General features: G+C 72.6%; 15 protein-coding genes and 1 tRNA gene. 15 read left to right on the top strand and 1 reads right to left on the bottom strand.

Features of this window, described 5'->3' with window-relative positions:
* The first annotated feature begins 128 nt into the window (after nt 1-128).
* From ABZ939_RS18970 to ABZ939_RS18910, 13 genes are all read left to right on the top strand, one after another.
* Nucleotides 129-770, top strand: coding sequence for a small secreted protein (locus tag ABZ939_RS18970; protein ID WP_361855984.1), 642 nt, complete (start codon nt 129-131; stop codon nt 768-770).
* 128 nt (nt 771-898) lie between these two features.
* The gene (locus ABZ939_RS18965) at nt 899-2,437 is read left to right on the top strand and encodes a methyltransferase (protein ID WP_361855981.1); all 1,539 of its coding nucleotides are present in this window, start codon (nt 899-901) and stop codon (nt 2,435-2,437) included.
* The gene (locus tag ABZ939_RS18960; protein WP_361855978.1) at nt 2,434-3,438 is read left to right on the top strand and encodes a helix-turn-helix domain-containing protein; all 1,005 of its coding nucleotides are present in this window, start codon (nt 2,434-2,436) and stop codon (nt 3,436-3,438) included. Before ABZ939_RS18965 ends, ABZ939_RS18960 begins: the two co-directional genes overlap by 4 nt.
* A 60-nt stretch (nt 3,439-3,498) precedes the next feature.
* Nucleotides 3,499-4,578 carry an ABC transporter ATP-binding protein gene (locus ABZ939_RS18955; RefSeq protein WP_361855975.1) on the top strand — a complete coding sequence of 360 codons (1,080 nt, stop codon included), beginning with the start codon at nt 3,499-3,501 and terminating at the stop codon, nt 4,576-4,578.
* The gene (locus ABZ939_RS18950; RefSeq protein ID WP_361855972.1) at nt 4,575-5,348 is read left to right on the top strand and encodes an ABC transporter permease; all 774 of its coding nucleotides are present in this window, start codon (nt 4,575-4,577) and stop codon (nt 5,346-5,348) included. The genes ABZ939_RS18955 and ABZ939_RS18950 overlap by 4 nt, the downstream gene beginning before the upstream one ends.
* 14 nt (nt 5,349-5,362) lie before the next feature.
* Complete coding sequence (locus tag ABZ939_RS18945) at nt 5,363-6,181, top strand: ABC transporter permease (RefSeq protein WP_361855969.1); 819 nt, start codon at nt 5,363-5,365, stop codon at nt 6,179-6,181.
* A 184-nt stretch (nt 6,182-6,365) separates the two neighbouring features.
* The gene (locus tag ABZ939_RS18940; protein WP_361855966.1) at nt 6,366-6,563 is read left to right on the top strand and encodes a hypothetical protein; all 198 of its coding nucleotides are present in this window, start codon (nt 6,366-6,368) and stop codon (nt 6,561-6,563) included.
* Nucleotides 6,564-6,801: 238 nt separating this feature from the next.
* Complete coding sequence (gene topA / locus ABZ939_RS18935; RefSeq protein ID WP_361855963.1) at nt 6,802-9,639, top strand: type I DNA topoisomerase; 2,838 nt, start codon at nt 6,802-6,804, stop codon at nt 9,637-9,639.
* A gap of 121 nt (nt 9,640-9,760) precedes the next feature.
* Nucleotides 9,761-13,051 (top strand): dTMP kinase, encoded by a 3,291-nt coding sequence (gene tmk / locus ABZ939_RS18930; protein WP_361855960.1) that lies wholly within the window; start codon nt 9,761-9,763, stop codon nt 13,049-13,051.
* Nucleotides 13,052-13,164: 113 nt separating this feature from the next.
* A complete protein-coding gene (locus ABZ939_RS18925) occupies nt 13,165-14,367 on the top strand; it encodes a DNA polymerase III subunit delta' (RefSeq protein WP_361855957.1) in 1,203 nt (400 codons plus the stop codon).
* A gap of 47 nt (nt 14,368-14,414) precedes the next feature.
* Nucleotides 14,415-15,965, top strand: coding sequence for an alpha/beta hydrolase (locus ABZ939_RS18920; RefSeq protein ID WP_361855954.1), 1,551 nt, complete (start codon nt 14,415-14,417; stop codon nt 15,963-15,965).
* Between the two features lie 97 nt (nt 15,966-16,062).
* A tRNA-Thr gene (locus ABZ939_RS18915) sits at nt 16,063-16,139 on the top strand.
* Between the two features lie 716 nt (nt 16,140-16,855).
* On the top strand, nt 16,856-17,578 hold the full coding sequence (locus ABZ939_RS18910; protein ID WP_361855951.1) for a hypothetical protein: 723 nt from the start codon (nt 16,856-16,858) through the stop codon (nt 17,576-17,578).
* Between the two features lie 103 nt (nt 17,579-17,681).
* Here ABZ939_RS18910 and ABZ939_RS18905 read toward each other — a convergent pair whose 3' ends face one another.
* On the bottom strand, nt 17,682-18,716 hold the full coding sequence (locus tag ABZ939_RS18905) for a LuxR C-terminal-related transcriptional regulator (RefSeq protein WP_361855948.1): 1,035 nt from the start codon (nt 18,714-18,716) through the stop codon (nt 17,682-17,684).
* Between the two features lie 277 nt (nt 18,717-18,993).
* Here ABZ939_RS18905 and ABZ939_RS18900 point away from each other — a divergent pair, with 277 nt between their 5' ends.
* Both ABZ939_RS18900 and ABZ939_RS18895 read left to right on the top strand, forming a co-directional pair.
* Nucleotides 18,994-19,200 (top strand): hypothetical protein, encoded by a 207-nt coding sequence (locus ABZ939_RS18900; protein ID WP_361855945.1) that lies wholly within the window; start codon nt 18,994-18,996, stop codon nt 19,198-19,200.
* A gap of 4 nt (nt 19,201-19,204) precedes the next feature.
* Nucleotides 19,205-20,092, top strand: a complete 888-nt coding sequence (locus ABZ939_RS18895) for a hypothetical protein (protein ID WP_361855942.1) — start codon at nt 19,205-19,207, stop codon at nt 20,090-20,092.
* Nucleotides 20,093-20,166: the final 74 nt, after the last annotated feature.

Here is a 20,166-nt window from a genome sequence, read left to right as displayed (position 1 = left end):
GGGACGTGAGGCGTGTCTCCCTTGGTGCGAACGACTGCAATATGGGATGAATCAGTCGCACGAAAGGTGGATGTCGTCCGCTCGGCGTGTATGTTCCGGGGCCGAGAGCCTTGGAAGGGACCGATCCGGTGAACAAGAAACTTGCGGCCGTGCTGTCGGGTGGCGCGGTACTGGTGCTCGCGCTGTCCGGTTGCAGCGACGACGGCGACAAGGTCGACGACTGGGCCAAGACGGTCTGCGACCAGGCGAAGCCCCAGATCCAGAAGCGGGCCGACGCCCAGCAGCTCATCATCTCGACGGCTGCGGACGGAAAGCCGGCCGACATCCAGGCCGCCGACTCGAAGGCCTTCCAGGACATCGCCGACGCCGACAGGGCGCTCGCCAAGGCCATCCAGGACGCCGGTGCGCCGCCCGTGGACAACGGCGAGAAGCTCCAGCAGGACGCGGTCAAGGAGCTCAACGCCACGGCCGTGGCCTACGAGGGGCTGAAGAAGCAGGTCGACCAGCTCGACCCGAACAACCAGCAGAAGTTCGCGGACGGTCTGCAGGGCGTCGCCGACGGCCTGAAGAAGATCGAGAAGATGGACCAGGACGCGCTGGCCAAGCTGCAGTCCGGCGAGGTCGGCACGGCGATGGCGAAGCAGCCGGGCTGCCAGAAGGCGACTCCCTCGCCCGCGGCGACCGGCACGGCCTCCCCGCAGGCGGGCTCCACGCCGTCCGGGAAGGCGTCCACCAAGCCGTCGAGCTCCGCGAGCAAGAAGTCGGAGTAGCGGCGGGTCCGGACCGCACGAAGGGCCCGGGGCGAGCACCACTCGCCCCGGGCCTTTCGCATGACCGGCCGACAGGCCCGGGGCGGGGCAGTCGGGGCAATGTCGGTGGCGGCCGTCACAATGGTGGGGTGAGTACGACCAGCCTGACCTCCCGCCTCCCCGTGCCCGCGCACGCCGCCCTGCTGCGCGAAGCCCTGCTCGCCGCCGACTTCACCGCCGACGGCCTGCTCGAACGGCTCGGCGCCCCCGCCTACGCCGCGCTCGCGCGCAGTGAGACCGTGCCCGCGCTGCGGGCCACCCGGGGGGACTCCCCGCTGGAGACTCTCGTACGGCTCTTCCTGCTCCAGGGAGCCGTCCCCGCCGAGCGGGCCGCCGCCGCGCTCCCGCTGGAGGAGTGCCTCACGGACGGCTGGCTGGAGCGCGAGGGCGACGACGTCCGCGCCGCCGTCGACGTCCGGCCCTACGGCGGGCCCGAGGGCCAGGACTGGTTCATCGTCTCCGACCTGGGGTGCGCCGTCGGCGGGGCCGGCGGCATCGGACACAAGGACGAAGCCGTCGTCCTCGGTGTCGGCGGAGCCTCCACCACACTCGCCGGCATCACCGTCCGTACGCCGGTGTCCTCCGCGCTCGACCTCGGCACCGGCTCCGGAATCCAGGCCCTGCACGCCGCCCAGCACGCCACGCTGGTCACCGCCACCGACCTGAACCCGCGCGCGCTGGACTTCACGAGGCTCACCCTCGCGCTCTCCGGGGCCCGCGAGGCCGAGCTGCTCCCGGGCTCCCTCTTCGAGCCGGTCGACGGCGACACGTACGACCTGATCGTCTCCAACCCGCCGTTCGTGATCTCGCCCGGCGCCCGCCTCACCTACCGCGACGGCGGGATGGGCGGCGACGACCTGTGCCGCACGCTCGTGCAGCAGGCAGGGGAGCGGCTGAACGACGGCGGCTACGCCCAGTTCCTCGCCAACTGGCAGCACGTCGAGGGCGAGGAGTGGCAGGACCGGCTGCGCTCCTGGGTGCCGCGCGGCTGCGACGCGTGGATCGTGCAGCGCGAGGTCCAGGACATCACCCAGTACGCCGAGCTGTGGCTGCGCGACAGCGGCGACCACCGCGAGGACCAGGAGCGGTACACCGAGCGGTACGAGGCCTGGCTGGACGAGTTCGAGGCCCGCAAGACCAAGGCGGTCGGATTCGGCTGGATCACCCTGCGCAAGAACGCAGCCGTCGCCTCCGGAGCCGTCGAGCCGTCGATCGTGATCGAGGAGTGGCCGCACCCGGTCGAGCAGCCGCTGGGCGACACCGTGCTGGCCCACTTCGAGCGCCAGGACTATCTGCGCACGCACGACGACGCGGCCCTGCTCGCCGACAGCTTCACCCTCGCGCCCGAGGTCATGCAGGAGCAGGTCGGGCTGCCGGGCGCCGAGGACCCCGAGCACGTCGTGCTGCGGCAGAACCGCGGCATGCGGCGCGCCACCAAGGTGGACCACGTCGGCGCCGGCTTCGCGGGCGTGTGCGACGGCTCGCTCAGCGCCGGCCGGATCCTCGACGCCATCGGGCAGCTCATGGGCGAGGACCCGGTGCTGCTGCGGGACCGCACCCCGCAGGCGATCCGGCTCCTGGTGGAGGAGGGGTTCCTCCTCCCGGCCAGAGAGGCACAGCAGGGTTGATACGGATCGAGCTGGACGAGGCCTCCCTCGGGGCGACCCGCATCGCGATCAGTCCGCTGCGGGACGCCTTCTGCGCCCTCCACCTGACACTGCCGTGGCGGCGGCCCTCCTGGCCGTACCAGGAGTGGGTCGTCGGCGCGCGGGAGGTGTGGCGCGAGGACGAGCGGCTCGCGCCGCTGTGGGACTTGCTGGCCGAGGGACGGTACGAGGTCTCCGACTTCCTGCTGCCCCGCCCCGTCGGCACGGTGAACATCCACGAGGAACTCGCCCAGCTGCGCTCCACCGATCCGGAGTTCGTCCGCGCGCAGGCGGCCGTCTGCTACCCCGGGATGGCCGACGAACCCTTCCTGCAGCCGTATCTGAAGGACCCGCAGGCCGCCTGCGCGGCGCTCGCCGACGCGTACGCGGCCTGGTGGGAGGGCGCGATCGAGCCGTACTGGCCGACGATGCGCCGGCTCGTCGAGGACGAAGTCCTCGTACGGGCGCGGACCTTCGCGACCGAGGGCGTCGACGCGCTGTTCGGCGGGCTCGAATCGCGCGGGCGCTGGGAGCGGCCGGTGCTCGAACTGACCAAGTTCTACGAGGCGGAGTACGCGGCCGGGGAGCGGCGCCTGGTGCTGGTGCCGCTCGTCTTCGCGGAGGGCTGCCGGCTCTACTCGACCGACGACCCCGAGGTGGTCGCCGTCTCCTTCCAGGCCCGCGGGGCAGCCGCCCTGCGCGAGCCGGTCGAACCCGTCGCCGAGGACCGGCTCGGGCTCATGCTCGGCCGCGGCCGGGCCGCCGTCCTGCGCGAGCTGGCCGGCCCGCTGACCACGGCCGGTCTCGCGGACCGGCTCGGGCTCGCGCCCAGTACGGTCTCCGAGCATCTGTCGGTGCTCGCGGAAGCGGGCGTGGTGACCCGGCACCGGGTCGGCCGGTCCGTCTACTACCAGCTGACGGACACCGGCCGTTCGCTGCTCGCGCTTCTCGCCGGGGAGGGCGTGCTGAACGCGGTCGCCTGACGATTCGGGGGCTCCCGAATCGATGGCCGGGGCTCGTACGGCGCTCATACGGTCCCGCTCATGCTCGCAATCGAGGCGGACGCGCTGCGCCGCACCTACACCAGCAGGACCGGGTGGCTGCGGCCCCGCCGGACCGAGACCGAGGCCGTGCGCGGGGTCACCTTCGAGGTGGCGCCCGGAGAACTGTTCGGGCTGCTCGGCCCCAACGGCGCCGGGAAGACCACCACCATCAAGATGCTCAACACCCTGCTCCTGCCGACCTCCGGCACGGCCCGGGTGTTCGGCCACGACGTGGCCCGCGACCCCGTCGCCGTACGCCGCCGGATCGGCTACGTCTTCGGCGGCGACCGCGGCCTGTACGACCGGCTGTCCGCCCTGGACAACCTCCGCTACTTCGCCGAGCTGTACGGCGTCGAGCCCCGCGCCCAGAAGCGGCGGATCGCCGAACTCCTCGACCTGGTGGGCCTCACGGGCCGCGAGAAGGAGCGGGTCGAGGGGTACTCGCGCGGGATGCGGCAGCGCCTCCACATTGCCCGCGGGCTCCTCCACCACCCCGACGTCCTCTTCCTCGACGAGCCGTCCATCGGCGTCGACCCGGTCGCCGCCCGCGATCTGCGCCGTACCGTGGCCGACCTCACCGCCGCCGGCACCACCGTGCTGCTCACCACCCACTACATGGCCGAGGCGGACGAGCTCTGCGACCGCATCGCCGTCATCGCCGGCGGCCGGATCAGGGCGCTCGGGACGCCCGCGAGCCTCAAGTCCCGGGTCCAGGAACGTGACGTGCTGGAGATCGAGGCGTACGGGGCGGGCGAGGAGCACCTGGTCCGCATCCGCCGACTGCCCGGTGTGCGCGGGGCGTCGGTGGAGGAGCGGGGCACGGCGCAGACCGTGACCGTGCAGACCGAGCGCGGGGCCGAACTGCACGCCTCGATCCTGGCCGCGCTCGACGACGTACGGCTCGGGCGCGTCGTCAGCCGTGAACCCTCCCTGGAGGACGCCTACATCGCGATCGTGTCGGAAGACACCGGTCAGGAGCCGGCGTCGGGGCAGTCGCCGGAGTCGCCGGCGTCGTCGCAGTCTCCGAAGTCGTCGGAGTCGTCTCAGTCGTCTCAGTCGTCGCAGGAGGTGCGGGCGTGACGCGCGTCCTGCGGCTGATCGCGGTCGGCGTGCGCACCCATGTCTCGTACACGTCCCGTTCCCCGATCGAGATCACCTTCGCCGTCCTCGTTCCGCTCGTGTACGCGACCCTCGCCGTCCATCTGTTCCGCGCGGCCGGGGATCCGGAGCGGCTGCTCACCGCCTCCGTCGGCGCCGGTCTCATGGGTATCTGGGGCTCGGTGCTGTTCGGTTCGGGCGGCGCCGTGCAGAACCAGCGCTGGCTCGGGACGCTGGAGACGCTCGTCGTCGCGCCCGCCCCGCTCGCCCTCGTGCTCCTTCCCATCACCCTCGCGACCGCCGTCATCGGTACGTACGCGATGGGCGCGACCGTCCTGTGGGGTGTCCTGCTCTTCGGTGTCCCGCTCGACTTCGCGCACCCGCTGCTGTTCCTCGTCGCCGTCCCGGTGTGCGTGCTCGCGCTCGGCATGATGGGGCTGCTGCTCGCGGCCACCTTCGTCCTGCTGCGCAACGCCAACGCGCTGGCCAACCCGCTCGACACGCCCGTCTGGCTGCTGTCCGGGCTGCTCGTGCCGATCGGTGTGCTGCCCGCCTGGACCCACCCCATCTCCTGGGCGCTGCCCACGACCTGGGGCGCGCGGGCCGTGCACGCCGCCACCTCGGGCGGGGACGTTCTCACACCGCTGCTCGCCGCCGTCGCGCTCGGCGCCGGATACGCCCTGGCCGCCGTCCTCGTCCTCGGACGGGTGGAGCGGCGGGCACGCGCCGCGGCCACGCTCGCCCTCGCCTGAAAGGACCCTGCCGGATGTTCCGCTTCCGCCTCCGCCTCATCGGCTTCCGCTTCCGCACCTCCGCCCGGCTCGTCCTGGTCGGCGGATCGCTCTCCTACCGCGCCCTGTTCAACTGGACGACCCCACCCATGTTCATCGGAACACTGCTGGTCGGGCCGCTGCTCCAGGTTTTCTTCTTCGTCTTCCTGGGGAGAGAACTCGGTGTCGCCGACGACCGTTTCCACCTGGTCGGCAACGCCGTCCTCGCAGCTTCCGCCTCCTGCGTGTACGGCGGCACCATGGCGATCGCGAACGAACGCCGGTTCGGCACCCTCGGGGCCGTCCTGCTCTCGCCGCGCCGCCGCGTCCCGTTGTGGGCCGGACGCGCCCTCCCGTACGTCATGAACGGGCTGTTCGTCAGCGCCTTCGTCCTCACCGCCGCCACGCTGGTGCTCGGTCTGGCGGTGCCCGTCGGCGCGCTGCCCGGCCTCGCCCTGGTGCTGCTCGTGGCGGCCGGTGGCTGCTCGGCGTTCGGCCTAGCGCTGGGCGCGCTCGGGCTGCGCTTCCGGGATGTGTTCCTGGTGTCGAACGTGGCGAGTTCGGTCCTGCTCCTGCTGACCGGCGCCGCCGTCCCCCGGGACACGCTGCCCGAGTGGATGCGGGCGGCCGGCGACCTGCTGCCGCTCACCCACGCGGCAGACGCGGCCCGCCGGCTCACCGCGGGCGGCGGACTCGACGGCGCGCTGCTCGGTGCCGAGCTGGCGGTGGGGGCCGGGTACGCGGTCCTGGCCGTGGCGCTCCTCGCACTCTTCGAGCGGGGCAGCAGACGACGGGCCACGCTCGACGTGATGTGACGGAGAGATGTGACGGCGGGATGTGACGAACGACAAGAGGGGAGTGGGGCACTACCGGCCATATTCGTGAACCCGTACGGGAGCGTCCGCGTCGTTCACCCGGAATTCGCGCCGACGATGCCGGGAGGTGCCAGCCTCGGCCTCCAGGGGCCGCGGGGGCCCGTGAACGGAACGGGGTACGGGCATGGAGAGCGGGCCGGCGATCTTCGCGGGAATGGCGTTCGCGCTGTTCGGAGCGGCACTGCTGCTGTGGACGGGCGTGCGCGTGGCGCACCGTGAGCCGGTGGCGCAGGGGGTCGGCACGCCGATGGCCGCCACGCTGACGACGATCTTCGGAATCGTCTTCCTTCTCCTTGGGGTGTGGTGCTTCGGGCGGCTGTGACGAGGTCGTTCCGAGCGGCCCCGCCCCACCGGACCGGGAGTCCGGGCGGCAGGAATGCCAAGAGTCGGGTTACCGTTCGAGTGGCCGTTGCGGGCTTTCGCCGTTTGACACGGGGGCGGGTTGTACCGTCACACTCCGCAGCGACGGCAGCGTCACCGTGTGCCGCAGCCGAGCGTGCCGGCGGCGGAGTGCCAGCGCCGTACGTGCCACCGAGCGTCGACCGGAGAGAAGAGCGAAGTTGTCCCCGACCAGCGAGACCGCACAGGGCGGCCGCCGACTCGTCATCGTCGAGTCGCCTGCCAAGGCGAAGACGATCAAGGGCTACCTCGGCCCGGGTTACGTCGTCGAGGCGAGCGTCGGGCACATCCGCGACCTCCCCAGCGGCGCCGCCGAGGTGCCGGAGAAGTACACCGGCGAGGTGCGCCGCCTCGGTGTCGACGTCGAGCATGACTTCCAGCCCATCTACGTCGTCAACGCCGACAAGAAGGCGCAGGTCAGGAAGCTCAAGGAGCAGCTGGCCGGGGTCGACGAACTCTTCCTCGCCACCGATGAGGACCGCGAGGGCGAGGCCATCGCGTGGCACCTCCTGGAGGTCCTGAAGCCCAAGGTCCCGGTCCACCGGATGGTCTTCCACGAGATCACCAAGGACGCGATCCAGGAGGCCGTCCGCAACCCGCGCGAGCTGAACAAGCGCATGGTGGACGCCCAGGAGACTCGCCGCATCCTCGACCGGCTGTACGGCTACGAGGTGTCGCCGGTCCTGTGGAAGAAGGTCATGCGCGGCCTGTCCGCGGGCCGGGTCCAGTCCGTCGCCACCCGCCTCGTCGTCGAGCGTGAGCGCGAGCGCATCGCCTTCCGCTCCGCCGAGTACTGGGACCTGACCGGCACCTTCTCGACGGGCCGTGCCGGGGACCCCTCCGACCCGTCTTCGCTGGTCGCCCGCCTGAACACGGTCGACGGAAAGCGCGTCGCCCAGGGCCGTGACTTCGGCTCCGACGGGCAGCTGAAGACCGCGAACATCCTCCACCTCGACGAGGAGAAGGCGCGGGCGCTCGCCGCCTCGCTCGCCGACACCTCGTTCAGCGTCCGGTCGGTCGAGTCGAAGCCGTACCGCCGCTCGCCGTACGCCCCGTTCCGTACGACCACGCTCCAGCAGGAGGCCTCGCGCAAGCTCGGCTTCGGGGCGAAGGCGACCATGCAGGTGGCGCAGAAGCTGTACGAGAACGGCTTCATCACCTACATGCGTACGGACTCGACGATCCTGTCCGACACCGCCGTCGCGGCGGCCCGGGCGCAGGTCACGCAGCTGTACGGCGCCGACTATCTGCCGGAGAAGCCGCGCGTCTACGCGGGCAAGGTCAAGAACGCGCAGGAGGCGCACGAGGCGATTCGCCCTTCGGGTGATCGTTTCCGCACCCCGGCGGAGACCGGCCTGACCGGCGACCAGTTCCGGCTCTACGAGCTGATCTGGAAGCGGACCGTCGCCTCCCAGATGAAGGACGCGACCGGAAACTCCGTCACCGTCAAGATCGGTGGCCGCTCCGCTGACGGCCGGGACGCCGAGTTCAGCGCGTCCGGCAAGACGATCACCTTCCACGGCTTCATGAAGGCGTACGTGGAGGGGGCCGACGACCCGAACGCCGAGCTGGACGACCGTGAGCGTCGGCTGCCGCAGGTCGCCGAGGGCGACGCGCTGTCCGCCGAGGAGATCACCGCCGACGGCCACGCGACCAAGCCGCCGGCCCGCTACACCGAGGCCTCGCTGGTCAAGGAGCTGGAAGAGCGCGAGATCGGCCGCCCGTCGACGTACGCGTCGATCATCGGCACCATCCTGGACCGCGGCTACGTCTTCAAGAAGGGGACGGCGCTCGTCCCGTCGTTCCTGAGCTTCGCCGTGGTCAACCTGCTCGAGAAGCACTTCGGCCGACTCGTCGACTACTCCTTCACCGCCAAGATGGAGGACGACCTCGACCGCATCGCGCGAGGCGAGGCCCAGGCCGTGCCGTGGCTGAAGCGCTTCTACTTCGGCGAGGGCGGCGGCTCCGGCGAGGGCGGCGCCGCCGACGCCGGGAACGGCGACGGCGACCACCTCGGCGGTCTGAAGGAGCTCGTGACCGACCTCGGTGCGATCGACGCCCGGGAGATCTCCTCCTTCCCGGTCGGCGACGGCATCATGCTGCGTGTCGGGCGCTACGGCCCGTACGTCGAGCGCGGCGAGAAGGACGCCGAGGGCCACCAGCGCGCGGACGTCCCCGACGACCTCGCCCCGGACGAGCTGACGGTCGCCTACGCCGAGGAGCTGCTGGCCAAGCCGAGCGGTGACTTCGAGCTGGGCGCCGACCCGGTCAGCGGCAACCAGATCGTCGCCAAGGCCGGCCGCTACGGCCCTTACGTCACCGAGATCCTGCCCGAGGACACCCCGAAGACCGGCAAGAACGCGGTGAAGCCGCGGACGGCCTCGCTCTTCAAGTCGATGTCCCTCGACACGGTGACGCTGGAGGACGCGCTCAAGCTGATGTCCCTGCCGCGCGTGGTGGGCACGGACGCGGAGGGCGTCGAGATCACGGCGCAGAACGGCCGCTACGGCCCGTACCTGAAGAAGGGCACGGACTCGCGGTCGCTGACGGACGAGGAGCAGCTCTTCACGATCACGCTGGAGGAGGCGCTCGCGATCTACGCGCAGCCCAAGCAGCGTGGCCGTGCGGCTGCCAAGCCGCCGCTGAAGGAGCTGGGCGTCGACCCGGTCAGTGAGAAGCCGGTGGTCGTCAAGGACGGTCGCTTCGGCCCGTACGTGACCGACGGCGAGACGAACGCGACCCTGCGGACCGGGGACAGCGTCGAGGAGATCACGCCGGAGCGCGGCTTCGAGCTGCTCGCCGAGAAGCGGGCCAAGGGGCCGGTGAAGAAGACGGCCAAGAAGGCGCCCGCCAAGAAGGCGGCCGCGAAGAAGGCCGCGCCGGCGAAGAAGACGGCGGCCAAGAAGACCGCCGCGAAGACCGCCGCCAAGAAGACGACGACGGCCAAGACCGCTGCCGCGAAGAAGACCGCCGCGGCGAAGAAGACGGCGGCCGAGTAGAGCGCTTGACGTTGTAAGGGGCGGGGGCCCATGGCCCCCGCCCCTTACTCGTGCGCGCTCCGCCCGACGTTTGTTCGGGCGGGGGCCACGGGGAGTGAGGGGGTCCGGATAGGGTGGACGGATGACGCGAGCAGAGCAGCCAGACTCCGACGTCGCCCTTGTCGCAGACTCCCGGGAGCGTGCCGTACGGGCGCTTTTGCGCCATCAACCCTTGCGACGGCTGTGGAGTGCGCAGTTCGTCGGCGGGACCGGGGACGCCCTCGCCCTGCTCGTCCTCGTACTCCTCGGACTTCAGGCCGCCGTCTCCGAGGGAGCCCTCGGGGGCGGATACCGCGGGGCCGCGTTCGCCGTCGCCGCCGTGATCGGCGCCCGGCTGCTGGCCTCGGTGCTGTTCGGTGCCGTTCTCCTCGGCCCCCTCACCACGCTGACCGCGCCCGGCGGCGCGCTCGACCGGCGCTGGACCATGATCGGGGCCGACGGTCTGCGGATCGCGCTTCTCGTGGTCGCGCCCCTGTGGATCGACTGGACACCCGACAACGCCCTGTGGTTCCTGCTCGGCACCGTCTTCGTCGCCGGCGCCGCCGAACGGCTGTGGACCATCGCCCGGGAGGGCGCGGCCCCCGCGCTGCTGCCCGCTCCGCCGCTGGAGGGCGCCGCCGTGCGACCCCTGCCGGACCACCTGGACGCGTTGCGCCGGCTGTCGCTGCGCACGGGATTCCTCGCGGTGCCCGCCGCGGCCGCCGCGCTCCTCGTCGCCACACTCGTCGGCAACCTGCTCGGCACGGGCATCGACTGGTTCTCGCTGCACCAGGCCGCCCTCGGCGCGTACGTCGCCGCCGGACTGTTCGCCGCCTCGCTCTCCGTGCTGTACGCCGTCGAGCTGCCCGGCGGGCAGACGCCCAGGCCCCGCTCGCCCCTGGAGGGCCTGCGCCGGCCGGCCAACGAGAAGGGCCGCACGGGCGCCGTCGCGCTGCTCGTCCTCGCCTGCGCCACCGTCGCCGGAGCCGTCGCCGCCGCTGCGGCGGTCGCCGTCCTGCACGCGTACGACCTCGGCGGCGGCCCGGTCACCTACGCGCTGCTGATCCTCGCGCTCGCCGGGGCCACCGGCGTCGGCATCCGGACGGCCGGGTCCGTGCTGCCCGCCCTCTCCCGCCGCCGGCTCCTCGCCCTCGCGATCACCCTCACCGGCATCGCGCTGCTCGCGATGGGCCTCGTGCCGGACACGGCCACGGTCCTGTTCCTCGCCGTACTCGCCGGGTACGCGGCCGGGGTCGCCGCCAACACCGGCCACACGCTCATCGACCAGGAGACAGAGGAGGCCCGGCGCCCCCGGGTCACCGAACACCTCCAGGCCGTCGCCCGGGTAGGCATGGCGCTCGGGGCGCTCGGCGCGCCGCTGCTCGCCGCCGCCATCGGGCCGCACCGCCTCGCCTCCGGCAGCTTCGTCTTCGCGCACGGCGGCGCCGCCTTCACGCTCATGCTGGTCGGCGCGCTGCTGCTGCCCGTCGCCGCGCTCGTCCTCGCCAAGACCGACGACCGGGCCGGCGTACCGCTGCGCCGCGATCTGCGCGACGCGCTGCGCGGCGCCGACCCCGTCCAGGCGCCCGCACCGACCGGTTTCTTCATCGCCCTGGAGGGCGGCGACGGCGCCGGCAAGTCCACCCAGGCCGAGGCGCTCGCGGAGTGGATCCGCGCCAAGGGCCACGAGGTCGTCGTCACCCGCGAGCCGGGCGCGACGCCGATCGGCAAGCGGCTGCGCTCGATCCTGCTCGACGTCTCCTCGGCCGGGCTCTCGAACCGCGCCGAGGCGCTGCTGTACGCCGCCGACCGCGCCGAGCACGTCGACTCGCTGGTCAAGCCCGCCCTGGAGCGGGGCGCGGTGGTGATCTCCGACCGGTACATCGACTCCTCGGTGGCCTACCAGGGCGCCGGGCGCGATCTGTCGCCGACCGAGATCGCCCGGATCAACCGCTGGGCCACCGGCGGACTCGTCCCGCATCTGACCGTGCTCCTCGACGTCTCCCCGGAGACCGCGCGGGAACGGTTCACCGAGGCCCCCGACCGGCTGGAGTCCGAGCCGCCGGAGTTCCACGCGCGCGTGCGGGCCGGTTTCCTGGCCCTGGCCGCCGGTGACCCCGGCCGCTACCTCGTCGTCGACGCCGGCCAGGAGCCGGAGGCCGTCACCACCGTCGTACGCCACCGGCTCGACCGGATGCTGCCGCTGTCCGAGGCCGAGGTGAAGGCCCAGGAGGAGGCGCGGCGGAAGGCCGAGGAGGAGGCCAGGCGCCGGGCCGAGGAGGAGGCCGCCCGCAAGGCGGAGGAGGAGCGGCTGGAGCGCGAGCGCCAGGAGCAGCTCGCCAGGCTCCGTGCCGAGGAGGAGGAGCGCAAGCGCCAGGAGGAGGAAGAGGCCCGGCGCCGCGAGGCCGAACGGCAGGCGGAGGAGGCCCGTCGGCGGGCCGAGGAGGCCCGGCTGGCCGCCGAGGAGGAGCGCAAGCGGCGCGAGGCCGAGGAGAAGGCCCGCCGCGAGGAGGAGGAACGCCGCCGCAAGCAGGCCGAGGAAGAGGCCCGGCTGCGGGCGGAGGCGGAGGAGCGCCGCCGCGAGAAGCAGCGCAAGGCCGAGGAGGCCCTGCTGCGGGCGGAGGAGGCGCGGCGTCTGGCCGAGGCCGCGGCGGCGAAGGCCGCCGAGGAGACGGCGCGCAAGGCCGCGGCGGAAGCCGCGGAGAAGGCGGCCGCCGAGGCCGCCCTCGCGGAAGAGGCGCGGAAGGCTGCGGAGGCCGCCCGCGCGGAGGAGGCGCGGAAGGCTGCCGAGGCGCAACGGGCCGCGGAGGCGAAGCGGGCCGCCGAGGCCGCCGAGGCGCGGAAGGCTGCCGAGGCCGCTGCTGCCAAGGCCGCGGAGGCCGCCCGCGCGGCGGAGGCGTCGGCCAACGACGTGACCGTGGAAACCCCCATGGTGAAGCCCGACGAGGTGACCGTGGAAACGCCCGTCGTGACGCCCGACGACGTGACGCAGACGGTGCCCCAGGTCTCGCCGAACGAGATCACCGTCCCGACGCCGGTCGTCGACCCGGACGCCGTGCGGCGCGAGGCGGAGACCTCGGTCCTGCCGCAGGTGCGGGCCGCGGACGAGACGGCGGTGCTGCCGCCGGTGCGTGCCACCGACGAGACGGCCGTGCTGCCTCCCGTACGGGGGACGGACCCGGTCGACCGGGTTCCGCCGGGCATCTTCCGCGCCGAGCAGCCCGCCGGATCCAACGAGCAGACGCGCGAGCTGCCGCAGCTCGACGACCAGGGCCGCCCGAAGCGCCGCTCCGACTGGGCGGAGGAGACCCCGCTCGACGACCTCCCGACCCTGGCGGACGAGCTGCTCGGCCCCCACGACGACGAGGACGACGGCCGCCGCCGGCGCCGCTGACGATCCGAAGGATCGTCTTCCTGCAGGAACTGAAACGGGTCGCGGGCCTCTGCCCGCGACCCGTTGTCGTAGGGCTGCCCCACAATGGAGTGCGTACCTGAGGAGGGGCAGACATGGCCGTATGGGACGACCTCGTCGGACAGGCGCGGGTCGAGGAGCAGCTCGCCGCCGCGGCGCGGGACGCCGATGCCCTCGTGACCACCCATGCCGCGGGCGAGCCCGTTCCCGATGCGTCCAGGATGACCCACGCCTGGCTGTTCACCGGCCCCCCGGGCTCCGGCCGGGCGACCGCGGCGCGCGCCTTCGCGGCCGCGCTGCAGTGCGTGAGCCCGGACCGGGCGCTGGGCGGGGCCCCGGGATGCGGCTTCTGTGACGGTTGCCACACCGCGCTCGTCGGGACGCACGCCGATGTCGAGGTCGTCCGCACGGACCTGCTCTCCATCGGTGTGAAGGAGACCCGCGACCTCGTCCGGCGCGCCCAGCTCTCGCCCGCCGGCGGCCGCTGGCAGGTGATCGTCCTGGAGGACGCCGACCGGCTCACCGAGGGCGCGGGCAATGTGCTTCTGAAGGCCGTCGAGGAGCCCGCGCCCCGCACGGTGTGGCTGCTCTGCGCGCCGTCCCTGGAGGACGTGCTGCCGACCATCCGCTCCCGCTGCCGCCACCTGACCCTGCGGACGCCCCCGGTGGACGCGGTCGCCGACGTGCTCGTACGCCGGGACGGCATCGAGCCCCAGGTCGCCGCGGCGGCCGCCCGGGCCACGCAGGGACACATCGACCGCGCCCGCCGACTGGCGACCGACGAGCGGGCCCGGGCCCGCCGCGCCGTCGTCCTGAAGCTCCCGCTGCGCGTCGACGACATCGGCGGCTGCCTCAAGGCGGCCCAGGAGCTGGTCGACGCGGCCGGCGAGGACGCCAAGCAGGTCGCCGAGGAGATCGACGTCAAGGAGACCGAGGAGCTGAAGGCCGCGCTCGGCGGCGGCCAGGGCAGCCGGATGCCGCGCGGCACCGCGGGGGCCATGAAGGACCTGGAGGAGCGGCAGAAGCGGCGGAAGACCCGTACGCAGCGCGACAGCCTGGACCTCGCGCTCACCGACCTCACCGGCTTCTACCGCGATGTGCTCGCCCTGCAGCTCCGGGCGAGGACGCCGATCGCCAACGAGGACGTACGGGACGCCGTGGAGCGGATCGCCCGTGACACCGCCCCGGAGCGGACGCTGCGCCGGATCGAGGCGGTGCTCGCCTGCCGCGAGGCGCTCGACCGCAATGTCGCCCCGCTGCTGGCGGTCGAGGCGATGACGATGGCCCTGCGCGGCTGATCACGGCGATTGGACACGGTCCGTACTTGTACGGATACGCTCCGGGAATGGACTCCAGGCGTTTGCTCCGTATGTCCGCCACGGCCCTCGCGGCCGCCGGGCTGATCCTCTCCGGCTGCACGGGCGGCAGCGACGCCGCCGCGCCCGCGACTCCGTCGTCGGCCGTGCCGCCGTCCCCGGCGGCAGCTCCGGCCGCCCTGCGGGGCTACTACGGGCAGAAGCTCGCCTGGCGCGACTGCGGTGTGCCGCAGTTCCGGTGCGCGACCCTCCGCGTGCCGCTCGACTACGCCAAGCCGGAGGCCGGGGACATCGAGCTGGCCGTCTCCCGGGTCGCGGCCACCGGCCCGGGCAAGCGCATCGGCTCGCTCCTGGTCAACCCGGGCGGCCCCGGCGGCTCCGCCGTCGGCTACCTCCAGGGGTACGCGGGCATCGGCTACCCCGCCCCCGTCCGGGCCCGCTACGACATCGTCGCCGTCGACCCGCGCGGGGTGGCCCGCAGCGAGCCCGTCGAGTGTCTGACGGGCCCGCAGATGGACGCGTACACGCAGGTCGACCAGACGCCCGACGACGCCACCGAGACCAACGCCCTCGCCGCCTCTTTCAAGGGCTTCGCGGCGGGCTGCGCGAAGCGCTCCGGGAAGGTCCTGCCGCATGTCTCCACGGTGGAGGCGGCCCGCGACATGGACATCCTGAGGGAGGTGCTCGGCGACGAGAAGCTGAACTACGTGGGGGCCTCGTACGGCACCTTCCTCGGCGCCACCTACGCCGAGCTGTTCCCCGCCCGCGCCGGACGACTGGTCCTGGACGGGGCGATGGACCCCTCGCTGCCCGCGGTCGACCTCAACCGCGACCAGACCGCCGGCTTCGAGACGGCCTTCCGGGCGTTCGCGGCCGACTGCATCAAGACGTCGGACTGCCCCCTTGGCACCGAGTCGGTCGCGGCGGCCGGCGACAACCTGAAGAAGTTCTTCCGCGACGTCGACGCCAAGCCCGTGCCGACGGGCGAGAGCCGCGAGCTCGGGGAGTCCCTGGCGACGACCGGAGTGATCGCGGCGATGTACGACGAGGGGGCCTGGCCGCAGCTGCGCGAGGCGCTGACCCGGGCGATCGACGGCGAGGGATCGGGCCTGCTGGCCCTGGCCGACAGCTACTACGAGCGCGAGGCGGACGGCTCGTACGCGAACCTGATGTTCGCCAACGCGGCCGTGAACTGCCTGGACCTCCCGGCCGCCTTCGGTGGACCGGCCGAGGTCGAGAAGGCGGTGCCGTCCTTCCAGAAGGCGTCCCCCGTCTTCGGCGCGGGCCTCGCCTGGGCCTCCCTGAACTGCACCTACTGGCCGACCCCGGCGACCGGCGCCCCCCACCGCATCACCGCCGAGGGCGCGCCCCCGATCGTCGTCGTCGGCACCACCCGCGACCCGGCGACCCCTTACAAGTGGGCCGAGTCCCTCGCGGACCAGCTCGCCTCCGGCACCCTGCTGACCTACGAGGGCGACGGACACACGGCGTACGGCCGGGGCAGCGACTGCATCGACACCGCGATCAACACGTACCTCCTGGACGGCACCGCCCCGAAGGACGGCAAGCGCTGCACGTGAGGGGTGGCGCGGGCCACGCGGAGGGTGGTCAGGAGCACCCCCGGAAACTGTGTAGACTTGGCGAGGCCGCTGCACCCACCATGGGAACGCACGGCATGCCGCCTTAGCTCAGTTGGCCAGAGCAACGCACTCGTAATGCGTAGGTCTCGGGTTCGAATCCCGAAGGCGGCTCCATTGGAACCCCAGCCCGGACATTGTCTGAGCTGGGGTTCTTTGGTTCGGCGGACGCGGCGGCGGGTGCGGCCTGCTCGGCTGTCCCCGGTCTCGGTCCTTCTCGGATGCAGGGGCAGGCCCGGTCACGGGGGAATCGAGCCTGCCCCTGCATCTCGGCGCCTGTGCACCTCCCCCTCGGAGGATGGGCGCCATGACCCCGCCCGGGGTCACTTCTCACAGCGTGCCGCGCGTCCGATGTGTCACGGGCAAACGGGAATGGTCGCGAGACCGACACCCTTTTGAGGGCGCGTACTTGCCACGCTCATGGCTTGGCCACGAATTGCGCACACACCGGGCCGGGAGGCTGTTCCGGCAGCCCGAACGACCTGCTTCGTTCCCTCCCGAAGGAATCCGGGCGCGCGAGTGTTTGCGCGGCATCAGGCAGCGGAACTACCGGCCCAAGACCCTCGCAGGAGCATCACACAGGCTGCACACAGCCTTTCGAAAGCCTCGTTAGCGTGGCTGGCCGCTCGATCTCCTATGCGAAACACGACCAGGCCGTGGCCCAGGCGGGCCGACGGCGCAGTCCGCCCAGGAAGACCAGAAGACTGCAGATGGATTACTGCTCCTCGTGCCGTCGGCATCTCAACGGCGCCCTGGTGTGTCCCGGGTGTGGCGCCTACGCCCCGGACATCGCCCCGCACGCCACCGGCGGCCGCATCGGTTCCGCTCCCGCCATGACACCGGTCACAGCGGCCCACCCGGAGTCCACGACCTCCGGCGCGTGGCACGACAGACCCCTGAACGACGAGGCGGAGTTCCATGCTGACAGGGACGCGGCCCCGCACGCCCTCGCCGTCGACGTAGAGGGCCCGCCGCCCGCGCAGCAGGGGAGGGCGGCGCGCCGTCGCCAGCTGGCCCGCTGGAAGAAGAACAAGCGCCGGGCCGTGGTCGCCGGCGCCTTCGCACTCGTCGGAGGCAGCCTGACCATCACCTCGATGGACGGGCACTCAACGGACCGGGCACAGGCGGCCACGGCGCCGGACCAGCGGAGTATGGGCGCCGTGGAGGAGCAGACGCCCGAGCAGAACCCGCCGGCGTCCACACCGCCCACAACTGGGCGCACTCACCCGTCGTCACACCCCGCGTCCCAGCCGCAGCCGACGACGACCGGTGTCCCGCGACAGCAGTCCGTCGCGGCCCCGCCCCGCACACCGCCGCCCGCCGCTCGGCCGGATGCCGCCGCGCCTCCCCGTCCGGCCTCGTCGTCGATCCCGCAGCCGCAGAGCACCGCCCCATCCGCAGGCGACACGGCCCCCGTGCGCTCCGATACGGCAACGCAGCAACCGTCGGCGCCCGCGACCGCCGACAACAAGGACTCGGGCGCGTCCCAGCCCCGCCCCGCATTGATCTCGACGTCGCCGACGGAGGTGTGCGTGCTCGTGGTGTGCCTCGGCTGACCATGCCGACACCCGGCCGTCCCCCGCTCGATGAGCGGGACATGGCGGCTTTGTCGAACCCCGGCTCGGATCCTTCCGAGCCGGGGTTGCGCGGTTTCCGCGGCTATCCCGGCGGCTGGTCGCGTTCCTGCTGGGCCAGGAGGTAGCCGGCCTGGAAGCGGCTTTCGGCGCCGAGCGCGGCCATCACGTCGGCGACGTGGCGGCGGCAGCTGCGGACCGAGAGGCCGAGGCGGCGGGCGATCGCGGCATCGGTCAGGCCCTCCGTGAGGAGGCGGACGATCGTCTGCTTGAGTTCGTCGGAGATGTCCATGATCGTCTGGCGGTCCCATTCGGTCTCGAACGGGAGCGCCTCCAGCCAGAGTCGTTCGTACGCGCCGACCATGAACGAGACCACGTGGGGTTCGCGGATCAGGACCGCCGCGTTCGGGTCGTCGGGGACGGGGATGACCGCCGTCGCGCGGTCGAAGACCAGCATCCGCATGAACTCGTCGTCCAGGGTGCGCACCTGGGCGCCCAGTTTGCCGACCCGCTCGACGTAGGCGCAGGTGCCCGAGGAGAAGCGGGCGGTGTGCTGGTAGAGGATGCGCATCCGGACGCCGCGGCGCAGGAGTTCCTCGTCGCGGGCGACCGCCTCCTCGAGGACCTCGGCGCGGCGGCCGCCACCCGGCTGGGCCGTCATGACCTCTCTCTCGCAGGTGCGGCCCAGTTCGGTGATGGCCTCCCGGACCGCCCGGAGATCGGTGAGGACCTCCACGTACTCCGCCTGCCGGAGATGGGTCAGCTGGGCCAGATGCGTCTCGTACAGCGGCATGAACGCCATCAACTGCTCGCGGGTGCGCTCCATGTGCAGGCGCCGGGCCCGCATCTCGCGCTCCAGCGGGCCCAGGGTGCGCTGGACCGCCTCGTCCGGTGGGACCGGCAGGACGCCGCGCTCCGGGGTGCGGCGCAGCAGGCCCATGTCGAGCAGGGCCGACACGGCGGACTCCACGCGTGCGAGCGGGAGTTCCAGTTCCTCGGCCAGGTCCGCGGGGTGCGCGGGAAGCTCCGGGTCGCGTCCCAGGATCGTCGTGTAGACGCGGGCCGGTGGATCGTCGGGCGCGAGGCCGTCCGGCAGTCCCTCTCCCGGAGTCGCGCCCATGAGGCCGATCGCGAAGCCGCCGCCAGGGCCGCTCGCGAGCCCTTCAGGCCTCTCACTTCTGTCTGTTATCGCCACCTTTACCCCCGCTTGTGACAGCGTCCTCTTGCTGCCATGCAGCCTAATGAGCCATGCGGTCCCCCCGATAGTCATGCAATCCCGGATACGTTCATCTCACCGCCCACAAGGTCAAAGCTCACAGAGCTCGTGAAGCACGCGAGCCACGCACATCCCTTGGAAACACCCGGACTTACTCAACGTGGAAGAGAGAGCAGACGACATGAAGCGGCGGATCCGCAGCACCGTGTACGCCACCCTGATCACCGCCCTCGCGGGCCTGGCCACCGTCACCGGAGCGCAGCTCGCCGGCAGTGGCGCCGGTACCGAGGACACCGGATGGGGAGCGGCGGTCGTCAGCGGTACCTACGACACCGGCTGGGGCGCTCCGGCCCCCGGCCCGGGCACCAACGACACCGGCTGGGGATGACCGTATGACGCTGCTCGACTGCACCCTGCGCACCAGCGGGCAGCTCACCGGCGGCACGCCGTCACCGCAGCTGGTCGCCGACTACCTCGCGGTCTGCGCACGGCTCGGCATCGACGTCATCGAACTGGGGCACGTGCGCGATCCGGCCCACCGGACGGGCGGTCTGCTCCCCGATCTTCTTCCGGTCGCGTCCACCCAGCGGTACGGGCCGCGGTTCGCGGTCCTGCTCGACGCCGCCGAACTGCCCGGAGGAGACACCGCCGCCGCGGCGGCGACCGACCGGATCGCCGACCGGATCGCCGCCATCCCGCTCCCCGTCGGCCTGGTGCGCGTCGCTGTCCGCTACGACCAGGTGGCGCGTGCCGCCGCCCCGCTGGGCCGGCTGCGCGAAGCCGGGTTCGGCGTCTGTCTCCTCCTCACCGAGATCGACCTCGCCTCCTACCCGGAGCTCGACCGATGTCTCGCCGAGACGGCGACGCTCGGCCCGCTCGACGCCGTCTTCCTCGTCGACTCGCTCGGCTCGCTCCGCCCGGAGCGGGTCATCGAACTCGTCCAGTCCACCCGCGCCGCCGTGCCCGCCCCGGTCGGCATCCACGCCCACGACAACCAGGGCTTCGCCCTGCACAACACCGTGGTGGCCCGCAGCGCCGGCGCCACCTGGCAGGACGCCGCCGTGTACGGGGTCGGCCCGGGGGCGGGGATCACCCGCACCGAACAGCTCCTCGCCCTGCTCGGCGCCGCACCGAGCGACATCGGCCCGCTCCTCGAACTGATCGCCACTCACTTCGCCCCGCTCAAGCGGCGGTACGGCTGGGAGGCAGGGCCGCGCCAGGTCATGGCCGGCCTCGCCCGGATCCCGGTGGCGGCGGTACGAGGACTCGGCGCGGGCTAGAGGGGCCAACGGCGCCCATCGCAGCCCCGCCGCGGTCCGCCCGTGGTCCACGCCCCAGTCCGTCCCGCAAGCCC

This window comes from Streptomyces sp. NPDC046712 (assembly GCF_040645695.1).
In the GTDB taxonomy this organism is placed as follows: domain Bacteria; phylum Actinomycetota; class Actinomycetes; order Streptomycetales; family Streptomycetaceae; genus Streptomyces.
Note: the sequence above shows the minus strand (reverse complement) of the source record. Positions and strands in the feature narration are given on the sequence as shown.

Bases quoted from the DNA above. Each gene is read 5' to 3' on its own strand.
- ABZ939_RS18940 (WP_361855966.1), top strand. From the start codon at position 6,366: ATGGAGAGCGGGCCGGCGATCTTCGCGGGAATGGCGTTCGCGCTGTTC.
- ABZ939_RS18895 (WP_361855942.1), top strand. From the start codon at position 19,205: ATGACGCTGCTCGACTGCACCCTGCGCACCAGCGGGCAGCTCACCGGC.
- ABZ939_RS18910 (WP_361855951.1), top strand. From the start codon at position 16,856: ATGACACCGGTCACAGCGGCCCACCCGGAGTCCACGACCTCCGGCGCG.
- ABZ939_RS18900 (WP_361855945.1), top strand. From the start codon at position 18,994: ATGAAGCGGCGGATCCGCAGCACCGTGTACGCCACCCTGATCACCGCC.
- tmk (WP_361855960.1), top strand. From the start codon at position 9,761: ATGACGCGAGCAGAGCAGCCAGACTCCGACGTCGCCCTTGTCGCAGAC.
- ABZ939_RS18955 (WP_361855975.1), top strand. From the start codon at position 3,499: ATGCTCGCAATCGAGGCGGACGCGCTGCGCCGCACCTACACCAGCAGG.
- ABZ939_RS18920 (WP_361855954.1), top strand. From the start codon at position 14,415: ATGGACTCCAGGCGTTTGCTCCGTATGTCCGCCACGGCCCTCGCGGCC.
- ABZ939_RS18905 (WP_361855948.1), bottom strand. From the start codon at position 18,716: ATGGGCGCGACTCCGGGAGAGGGACTGCCGGACGGCCTCGCGCCCGAC.
- ABZ939_RS18945 (WP_361855969.1), top strand. From the start codon at position 5,363: ATGTTCCGCTTCCGCCTCCGCCTCATCGGCTTCCGCTTCCGCACCTCC.
- ABZ939_RS18925 (WP_361855957.1), top strand. From the start codon at position 13,165: ATGGCCGTATGGGACGACCTCGTCGGACAGGCGCGGGTCGAGGAGCAG.